At 72.7% G+C, this 8,293-nt stretch carries 8 protein-coding genes; 3 read left to right on the forward strand and 5 right to left on the reverse strand.

Going from position 1 to position 8,293, the window contains the following annotated elements; translation table 11 throughout:
• Positions 1 to 794: NAD(+) diphosphatase (gene nudC, locus ND748_RS19490; RefSeq protein WP_251747439.1), on the forward strand; the 794-nt coding region annotated here is incomplete at its 5' end.
• A 77-nt stretch (positions 795 to 871) separates the two neighbouring features.
• Here the strand turns inward: nudC and ND748_RS19495 are convergent.
• Positions 872 to 1,726, reverse strand: coding sequence for an SAM-dependent methyltransferase (locus ND748_RS19495; protein WP_251747440.1), 855 nt, complete (start codon positions 1,724 to 1,726; stop codon positions 872 to 874).
• Positions 1,727 to 1,883: 157 nt separating this feature from the next.
• On the opposite strand from ND748_RS19495, the gene ND748_RS19500 reads away from it, so the two are divergent.
• Complete coding sequence (locus ND748_RS19500; protein ID WP_251747441.1) at positions 1,884 to 2,558, forward strand: NIPSNAP family protein; 675 nt, start codon at positions 1,884 to 1,886, stop codon at positions 2,556 to 2,558.
• 164 nt (positions 2,559 to 2,722) lie between these two features.
• Complete coding sequence (locus ND748_RS19505; protein WP_251747442.1) at positions 2,723 to 5,059, forward strand: tetratricopeptide repeat protein; 2,337 nt, start codon at positions 2,723 to 2,725, stop codon at positions 5,057 to 5,059.
• A gap of 64 nt (positions 5,060 to 5,123) precedes the next feature.
• On the opposite strand, the gene ND748_RS19510 is transcribed toward ND748_RS19505, so the two are convergent.
• From ND748_RS19510 to ND748_RS19525, 4 genes are all read right to left on the reverse strand, one after another.
• On the reverse strand, positions 5,124 to 6,449 hold the full coding sequence (locus ND748_RS19510) for a hypothetical protein (protein WP_251747443.1): 1,326 nt from the start codon (positions 6,447 to 6,449) through the stop codon (positions 5,124 to 5,126).
• Positions 6,449 to 6,931: a hypothetical protein gene (locus tag ND748_RS19515; RefSeq protein ID WP_251747444.1), complete on the reverse strand. Its 483-nt coding sequence runs from the start codon at positions 6,929 to 6,931 to the stop codon at positions 6,449 to 6,451. The genes ND748_RS19510 and ND748_RS19515 overlap by 1 nt, the downstream gene beginning before the upstream one ends.
• 609 nt (positions 6,932 to 7,540) lie before the next feature.
• Positions 7,541 to 7,930: a hypothetical protein gene (locus ND748_RS19520; RefSeq protein WP_251747445.1), complete on the reverse strand. Its 390-nt coding sequence runs from the start codon at positions 7,928 to 7,930 to the stop codon at positions 7,541 to 7,543.
• 37 nt (positions 7,931 to 7,967) lie between these two features.
• Positions 7,968 to 8,293 (reverse strand): DUF2399 domain-containing protein (locus ND748_RS19525; protein WP_251747446.1); only part of this gene is annotated, 326 nt, incomplete at its 5' end.

Raw genomic sequence — 8,293 nt, forward strand, 5'->3', positions numbered from 1 at the left:
GCCCCCGGCTGTGGACGCGGGCGGCGACCGAGATCGCCGGCTCACCGCCGCCGGATGCGCTGCTGCTCGGCGAGGCCGGCGGGGTCGCGTACTGGGCTGTGCGTGGTGGCTCGGACCAGGCGGCGGCCGGCGGTGACGAGGTCCGGTGGCTCACCCTGTTCTCGGTCGGCGCGGAGCTCGGCGGGCGCGACGCGGCGCTGCTGGCCGCTGCGGTCGCCCTGCTGAACTGGCATGGCCGGGCGCTGTTCTGCGCCCGCGACGGTTCGCCGACCCGGCTGGCCAACGCCGGCTGGGCACGCGTCTGCGAGGCGCAGCATCACGAGGAGTACCCGCGGACGGATCCGGCGGTGATCTGCCTGGTGCACGATGGGGCGGATCGGATGCTGCTCGGCCGCCACCGGGCCTGGCCGGCGGGGCGATTCTCGGTGCTCGCCGGCTTCGTCGAGGCGTGCGAGTCGCTGGAGGCGTGCGTGGCGCGCGAGATCGGCGAGGAGGTCGGGCTCGACGTCACCGACATCCGCTACCTCGGCAGCCAGGCCTGGCCGTTCCCGCGGTCCCTGATGCTCGGCTTCCACGCGGTGGCCGATCCCGCCCAGCCGCTGCGCCCGGACGAGACGGAGATCAGCGAGGCGGTATGGGTGACCCGCGACGAGGTGCGCGAGGCCCTGGCCCGCGGCGACGACTGGGCCGTCGCGGACGACTCGCCCGCGACCGACACCCCGCCGCCGATCCGCCTGCCCGGCCGGATGTCCATCGCCCGCACCATGATCGACTCCTGGTCCGCCGCCGGCTGACCGATCCGGCAGCCGCCGCCACCGCGATGCGGTTCATCGGGTTGCCGCCGGCCACCGCGGTCACGCGGGTCAGCGGGTCAGGGCTTGCGGGCGATGGCGCCGTAGACGCTGACCTGGGCGTCGGTGAGGTCCTCGGTGGTGGGGTCGGGGCGCCAGCGGTGGACGACCTGGACGCCCGGGTCGACGAGCTCCAGGCCGTCGAAGAAGCGCTCGACCTCGGCGCGGGTGCGCAGGCGCATCGTGACGCCGCGGCGCCGGTAGGTCTCCGCGGCCGGCTCGAACGTCGGGTCGTGGTCGCCGGTCGCGTTCGTCAGCGCGAGGTAGCTGCCGGACGGCAGTGCGTCGACGAGCCGGCGGACGAGGCCGTACGGGTCGTCCGCGTCGTCGATGAAGTGGAAGATCGCGATGAGGGAGAGCGCGACCGGCCTCGTCAGATCGAGGGTGCCGCGCAGCTCGGCGGAGGCGAGGATGCGCTCGGGATCGCGGATGTCGGCGTCGAGGTAGGCGGTGCGGCCCTGCGAGGTGCTGGTCAGCAGCGCCCGGGCATGGGCGAGGACGATCGGGTCGTTGTCCGCATACACGACGCGGGTGTCCGGCGCGATGCCCTGGGCGACCTCGTGCAGGTTCGGCGAGGTGGGGATGCCGGTGCCGATGTCGAGGAACTGGCGGATGCCGACCTCGCCGACCAGGTGGCGCACGGCCCGGACCAGGAACGCGCGGTTCTGCCGGGCGGCGTTGCGGGTGTTCGGGAATGCGGCGATGGCCTGCTCGGCGGTCTCCCGGTCGGCGGGGAAGTTCTCCTTCCCGCCGAGGTAGTAGTCGTACATCCGGGCTGGGTGTGGCACCCCGATGTTCAGGTCGACCGGGTTGACGTTCGCCGCCACCGGCGTGAACCAGCCCGTCTCGGTCGTGTCCGCCCCGGCATCGCTCATCGCCACTGACCCCTGCCCATTCTCCGTGACCGTGTCTTCATGACCCTAATCGGGATGGAACGGGAGCGCGGCGGGCCTCGATCGGCCAGTGTGGTGGTCCGTCCAGGCAGACAGCCGTCTTCCCCGTCAACCATCTTCTCGATGTCAAGGAGGAACTGTGCCGACCGAGCCCGCCCCCATCACCGGAGCCGACCTGGGCGCCGCCGAGCAGGCCGTCCGCTACGAGCTGGCCACGTTGCACTTCGGCCTGGCTGACGGCGGGCGGGCAGCCGCGGGTGTGCTGCCCTGGGTGGAGGGCGAGGGGGCGCGTGGTCGCCTGCTTGGCTGCTGGCAGACCGAGCACGGCCCGCTCGGCCGGCTGTTCGTCCTGCGGTCATTCGGCGACGACGGGGAGCTCGCCGTCGAGCGGACCCGCGCCCGCCGGTCCAGCGCCCCGTTCGGCGCCGGCCCCGGTGGGGCCGTCACCGACCTCTCGCTGGCGAGCTTCGCGCCGTTCCCCTACGTTCCCCCGGTCCGCCCCGGGGAGTTCGGCAAGGTCTACGAGATCCGCGACTACCACCTGCGTCCCGGCGGCCTGCCGCCGACCATCGAGGCCTGGCGTGGGGCGCTGCCCGCCCGCCACGTCATCGACCCGCTGACCGTCGTCATGTACGCGCTCGACGGCCCCGCGCGGATCGTCCACATCTGGCCGTTCGGCGGCCTGGACGAGCGGGTCGAGATCCGCCGCGACCTCGCCGCCCGCGGCATCTGGCCGCCGGCCGGGGCGCCCGAGCAGATCCTCGACGCCCAGTCGATCATGGCCTGGCCGACCGCCTTCTCTCCCCTGCACTGATCCCGCCCCCACCCCGGCCGCCTTACGGTTCCACACCGACGGTGGCGGGACGGGATAGATTCGACCCCAGACTGTTACGTTGCGCAGCAGAACGGACGCGGGCATGGCGGGGATCCGGGTTGGCCTGGCCGAGGGCAGTGGCGTGCCGACGGGTGGCGATCTGCATGGATGACGCGGGGGCGTGGCCGCGCAGCGACGGTCCGGATGCGCAGGCGCCCGGCACCGGTGGACCGGGCAGGCTCGCCGCGGCAGGGGCCGGCGGGGCTGGCGGGGCCGGCGCGGGCGTGCGCAACGAGGCGTCCGGTCGGACGGGTGGGCACCTCGTGCAGGCCCGGGACATCGGCGAGATCCACATTCATGGGGCGGCACCGCTCGTGCCGGTTGTGCCGGGACAGCTACCCGCCGTCAGGGCGGTGTTCGTCGACCGGACGGCCGAACGGGCTGCGTTTCACAACATCGTCGGCCGGATCGGGGACGCGCCCAGTCCCCGGGTCGTCCTGCTCAGTGGGCTGCGCGGGGTGGGCAAGTCCGCGGCGGCGGCCCGTTGGGCGCACGAGATCCGGGACAGGTTCGACGGCGGCCAGCTCTACCTCGACCTCGGCCGGCAGTCGGGGCGCGGGGCCGTCGCCCCCAGCGAAGTACTCGAGCAGTTCATCGAGGCGCTCGGCGGCGACCCGCATGACCCACCTGGGCTGCGGCGGCGGGCGGATGAGGGCGGGCCAGCCGCGAGGGCGGGCTCCAGTGCGGGGGCGAGCTCCAGTGCGGGGGCGGGACAGGACGCGAGGGAGACTGCCAGGCTGCGTCGGTTGCAGGCCGCTTTTTTGCACCGCACCGCCGGGCGTCGCCTGCTGATTCTGCTCGACGGCGTGGCGACGACCTCGCAGGTGACGGCGGTCCTGCCCGCGTCGGCGGAGAGCGTGGTGGTCGTGACGAGTCACCTGCGGCTGGAGGGGCTGCTCGACGACGGCGCCGAGCTGGTGACGCTGGGCCCGCTGGACGCCCGCTTCGGCGCGGAGCTGATCGGCGAGATGGTGGGCGTGGACCGGGCGCGCCGCGAACCCGAGGCGGTCGCCGAGGTGGTGCGGCTGTGCGGTGGGCTGCCGATCGCGCTGCGGGCGATCTGCGGGCAGCTCAAGGGCCAGCCGCGGCGGCGCATCGCCATCGTGGCCGAGCGGCTGCGCGACGAGCGGCGGCGACTCGATCGTTTCTCCAGGGACGGGGATCGGGTGGTCGAAGCCGCCTTCGAGGTCGGGTACCTGGACCTCCCCGCGCGGGCCCAGGCGTTGTATCGGGTGCTGGGCGTGCATCCGGGGCTGGAGTTCGACGTAGCCGTCCCCGCGGCGGCGCTGGGGCAGCCGGCCGCCGAGGTGGCGGAGACGCTCGACCTGCTCGTGCGCGCGAACCTGGTGGACATGGACGAGGTGGACGGCCGCCTCCACCTGCACGAGCTGGTCCGGGTGCATGCGCTGCGCCGCGCAGAGATCGACGATCCGGCCGGGGACCGCGACCGCTGGCTGCACCGGATGATCGAGGTGTATTTCCGTCGCGCGCTGCTCGCCGACCGGGCCGTGCTCGGGCCGCGGCTGCGGCTGGCAGACGAGATCTGGGCGCGCCAGGCGGCAGCCGAGTTCCCGCCCTTCGATTCCCCGGCGGACGCGCTGCGCTGGTTCGAGACCGAGCGGCTGAACCTGCTGGGCTGTGTGCGGGCGTCGGCGAGGCGCGGCTGGGACACGATGGTCTGGGTCCTGTGCGAGGCGTTGTGGGCCTTCTACTACAACCGCAAGCACTACGCCGACTGGCGCGAGACGCACGTGCTGGCCATCGAGGCCGCCCACCGCCTCGGCCATCGGGCCGCCGAGGCGAGGATGCGCAGCCAGCTCGGCCGGGCCCTCGTCGAGCTCGAACTCTACGACGCAGCGCAGGCCGAGTTCGATGCCGCGCTGACGCTGGCCCGCGCCGCGGCGGATCGCCGGCTGGCGGCGTCCGTCATCGAGTTCGCCGGGCGGGCGCGGTTCGAGCAGGGCGACTATCCGGCGGCGATTGCCGCGTTCGAGCAGTCCAGGACGGTCAACGTCGAGATCGGTAACCCGCGCGGGGTCGCGTTGCAGACGCACCACCTGGGCCGTGCGCTCAGCCGGTCGGGCCGCCGGGACGAGGCGGTCGACGTCCTCGCCGAGGCCGTCGCCGGGTTCGTCGCCGTCGGCGACGAGCGCAACCGCGCGCGGGTACTGATCAGTCTCGGGGAGACCTACCGCGACCTCGGGCGGTACGAGCAGGCCGAGCGGGTGCTCACCGAGGCTTCGTCGATCATGCGCCGGCGGGACATCCCCTTCCAGGTCGCCCTCGCGCTGGAGCTGCTCGCCGACGTCGCGCATCGCGCTGGCGACGAGGCCCGGTGGCGCGTGCATCTCGAGGCGGCTTTTGCGATTTTCACCGAGGCCGCGAGTCCGCGTGCGGAACAGGTGTGGCGGCTCCTTCAGGACGAGCAGCCCGCACCGTGACCTTTGGCCGCGCCGTGACCTTTGGCCGCGTCCTGGCCTGCGGCCAGTCTGCGGCCGGCTCCCGTCACCAGCGCGGTGCGGTGGCCATCACCCGGATGTGCCGGGCGCCGAGGCGGACGTCCATGCCGCGCGCCAGCGCGTCGAGCGGTCGACCGCCGACGACCCAGGCGTAGACGACGGACGCGAGCACCTCCATCGCCACCGGGTCCTCCCACCCGGTCGGCTCGCCGTCCTGTTGGACCTGGCGGACCTCCATGGTCGGGCCCCCACGCAGGCGCAGCGTGCAGCGGCCCGCCGTGGTGACGTCGGCGGCGACGCGGCAGCCCGGGTAGTCCGCCAGCGCGCTCGCCGTCCACTCGCGGGCGGGGAATCCCACGGTGGGGCCGCGCCGGAACAGCACGTCGGCGCTTTCCAACAGGCCGAGGTCGGATTCGGCGACATCAACCGCGAGGTGCACGTCCGCCCCCGGCGGCTCGGCCAGCCACGGCCTGTCGGCGGTGGCCGGGAATCGGGCCATCTCGACGACCGGGTCGCCGCCGACCGTCTGCGCCCCCGCCTGCGCCCCCGCCTGCGCCCCCGCCAGCGCCGACACCAGCGTCGACACCAGCATGGCCGTGGGGGCGCGCCCGTCCGGTGCAGGCGGGTCGACACTGGCGACCCGAGCCGGTCCGAGGGGCTCAGGTAACCCCAGCAGCCCGTACAGCAGAGAACGCAGTGTCGTCAGGGATTCCCCGGGAAGGGCGAACGTCCCCGCGGCGAGCTCGGCATAGCGGCCGGGCACGTGTCCACCGATCGCGTCGTCGATCTGCCGCCGCAGCGGGTAGGCCGGTTCGAGCGCGGGGGCGAGTCGAAGCAGCCGCGCCGTCGAGCCGGCCGGGTCAAGGTCGGTGGGTTCACCCGCCGCGAGCAGTACCGGCCGGTCGAGCGCCGCGCCGTACACGCCGACCGATCCGTGGTCCCCGACGACCAGGTCGGCGGCGACGAGCGCGGCACGCCAGCCCTCGCGGGGCGGCAGCAGAAGCAGCCCCGCCTGCCTCGCCTCGGCGAGCCACCGTCGCACCTCGAGCGCGCCGTGGTAGGCCCAGACGTTGGGATGGATCGCCGCGACCACCCGGTACTCGTCCATCGGCAGGTCGGCGACGAGGCGTGCCGGCAGTTCCAGCGCCCGCTCCAGCAGCGATCCCGAACCCCAGGTGGACGTCAGGACGACCAGCCTCTGGTCGGGGCGGACGCCCAGCGCGCCACGGTACTCGCGGCGGCGGTGCCGGCTCGCCCGCATCCGGTCGAAGCAGGGATCACCGGCGACAACCGCCGCGGGAAGAGCCTGCGGGCAGACCCGACCGAGTCGGTCGAGCTGCTCGGGGTGGGAGAGCACGATCGCGGTCGGCACTACCCGCCCGTCATGGACAAGCTGGTCGTGGGCGAACCCGTAAACCTGTTTCCTGTTTCCTGTTTCCTGTTTCCTGTTTCCTGTTTCCTGTTTCCTGTTTCCTGTTTCCTGTACTTATTATATCCAGCGCCATGCGGAAGAACGACTAGGGGTGGGGAGAGTCGGTGCAGGTCGCCGCTTCTACCCGCGGCCACCGCCAGGTCGAATCTGCTGGTCACCGCGCTCTCCCAGGGAATCGCCCGGGCTCCGATATCGTCGAGAAATTCCGCCGCGCCGGAACCGAACGGCGATCCGTCGACGACGGTGAACAGCAGCCGCACTCGCGGGTCGTCGGCAAAGGCCGGGAGAACGTCCAACAGTCGGGTGAGTGCGGTGACGTTGTGCACGACGATCAGAACGCGGTGGGATGCGGATCGCGTGGACCGGGTGAGCGCCTCCGGCCCGAGCAGAGTCTGAAGCCACCGCTCGTCGATGGAGATCACCTCTCGTCGTCCGCAGCCGGCATCCCGCTCGCCGAATCTATGCCGGCCGAATCGGGCGTGACGCATCGGTCCCGGCCCACGTGAACCGATTCGAGATCATCCCGTTTCACTCCGGCTGCATGAGCGTGGCGAATAGGATGCGTAGAGCATCGGTCGTGGGGCGTGAGCCGGCGAGACGCGAGCGCAGGCCATACCGGTCGGCCAGCGCGCCCGGTGGGCACAGATGGCGGACCTGTCCGGCAACGGCGGCGGCGGCGATCCGTCCGTGGGCCGCGGGCGGATTCACAACGAGTTGACGGGAAGCATCGCCGAGCCTGTCGTCCAGGCCGGAGTCGTGCACGGAGACGCGGTGCAGCATTTCCGCGTGCCGATGCCGGAGGTGGCGCCCGCCGGGTTGCCGGCCCGGCCGGCGTTCTTTGTCGGCGCTGTCACGTTGTGCACCACGGCGCGGACGTCGTGCCGGTCGCCGGTTCGCCAGGGTGCGGAATCGACGCCGATCGGGACAGTGACCCACCGTTGTTCAACCACGCTTCCCCCGATACGCGTCGCCCTCGAAACCGCCCGTCGGCCGGGGGCGTCCTCCGAATCCTTCGGTAGAACGAGCCGACGTTACCCTCGGTGGCCGAAGGTGATGGGCCCGGAGATGTCGCGGGCCTGGATGACGTCGCCCTCGATGACTGCGTCGCCACCGATCTGGTTGGTCACGCTGTCGTTCCCACCGGCCACCGCGGTCGCCTGAGCGGACCAGCGCCGCAGCGCCGCCGCGAACGCCGGGTCGGAATCCGCCCGGTCGGCCAACGCCTGTGCCAAGAAATCGACGTCGGCGGAATCAAGTTCATCACGAACGATCCGCTCCTGGAGCGGACCGGCGCCGAACGAACGGCGGACCAGACCGACGAGAGCACGCCAGACCGCGCCACCCGCCTCACTCGTCGTCCCCGCCAGCACCGCGGACATCAGTGCAGCGAGGGCGGGCACACTCAGCGGATCGAGATCCATCATCTGACCATATAGCTGGCGACTCGGCGTGGCCGAGTCATTGCGGGAATGTGCGGCCGTGGGCGGTGAGTATCTCGTCCATCACCCGCTCCTCGTGCACGATCGCCCGGGTCTCGTCGAACGCCGCCGCGAGACCGGGATCCCAGGGGGTGGCCGGGGCCGGGGCCGGGTCGCGGGGAAGGTCGACGTCGGCGGCGCGGGCCGCGGCGAGAGCCGCGGTGTAGTCGGCGGCCGACATGTGGAACGGCGTGCAGCCGGCTGCCCGAGCTCGCGCCGTCATCGCCAGGCCGGCGGCGTCGAAGTCGCCGTGGTAGCGCAGCTTCGCGCCGCTTGCCCGCAGCCGGGCGATCGCCTCCGACGGGG

Origin of the sequence: Frankia sp. AiPs1 (genome assembly GCF_023716945.1) — a bacterium.
Lineage (GTDB): Bacteria > Actinomycetota > Actinomycetes > Frankiales > Frankiaceae > Frankia.

Coding starts and splice junctions, on each gene's coding strand:
- ND748_RS19495 (WP_251747440.1), bottom strand. CDS start 1,726: ATGAGCGATGCCGGGGCGGACACGACCGAGACGGGCTGGTTCACGCCG.
- ND748_RS19505 (WP_251747442.1), top strand. CDS start 2,723: ATGGATGACGCGGGGGCGTGGCCGCGCAGCGACGGTCCGGATGCGCAG.
- ND748_RS19520 (WP_251747445.1), bottom strand. CDS start 7,930: ATGGATCTCGATCCGCTGAGTGTGCCCGCCCTCGCTGCACTGATGTCC.